Origin of the sequence: Bartonella sp. AP65SXKL (assembly GCF_042195725.1) — a bacterium.
GTDB lineage: Bacteria > Pseudomonadota > Alphaproteobacteria > Rhizobiales > Rhizobiaceae > Bartonella.
The window spans coordinates 1-760 of record NZ_JBHIOW010000088.1 but is presented as its reverse complement, the minus strand read 5'-3'; the positions used below and the strand labels follow the sequence as shown (position 1 = coordinate 760).

The window sequence follows — 760 nt, the reverse complement described above, 5'->3', positions numbered from 1 at the left end:
TTCTGGACTACTACGTGGGCGGTGATTTAAACACCAAACAGAATTGGGCAAAATATCCCCCGCTTGATAACCCGATACAAGATATTGATTTATAATGATAATCTAGCTCTGTTCATATTGAATGAGAACCCTGAATAACGTAAGATTCTCTCATCTTAAATCTGTGTATCTTGAATCAATCAAAATCACTTGCTTGCACGTCACAAGCGGGGTTGATGTGTGGGTAAAAACTATAGCAGAAAGGAGTAAAAATGGTTCTTATGAATCGTCTTAATGCAAGGGCTGTCGCAACATTGGGGGCTGGCAAATATAATGATGGTGCCGGCTTGCTTCTCCATAAGCGTAAAGATGGTGGTGCTCAATGGATTTTACGGTATACCCTTCACGGACGTCGTCGTGAAATGGGCTTGGGTGCCTTGCGAGATGTTTCTTTAAAACAAGCCCGTGAATTGGCAACTAGGTGGCGGGCTGTTTTACGTGAGGGGCGTGACCCTATTAAAGAACGCAACAAACAAAAGCGTGAGGCAATGCGCAATCTCCATTATTTAAAAGATATTGCTCTAGATGCTTTTGAAAGCCGTAAAGCTGAATTAAAAAATGATGGTGAGTCTTGTAATTGGTTTTTACATTTACGCCTCCATATTCTCCCTAAATTAGGCTGTCTGCCCGTTTCAGAGATTACGCAAACAGAGATACGCGATACCCTTGCCCCTATTTGGCATACAAAAGCTGGAACTGCTCGAACAGCACTAATGCGTCT

The 760-nt window shown here is 42.5% G+C and carries 1 protein-coding gene; it reads left to right on the top strand.

Annotation, left to right across the window (positions count from 1 at the left end; translation table 11 throughout):
• Window positions 1-251: 251 nt before the first annotated feature.
• A partial coding sequence (locus tag ACFIMP_RS09820; RefSeq protein WP_375686344.1) for an integrase arm-type DNA-binding domain-containing protein occupies window positions 252-760 on the top strand: 509 nt, incomplete at its 3' end.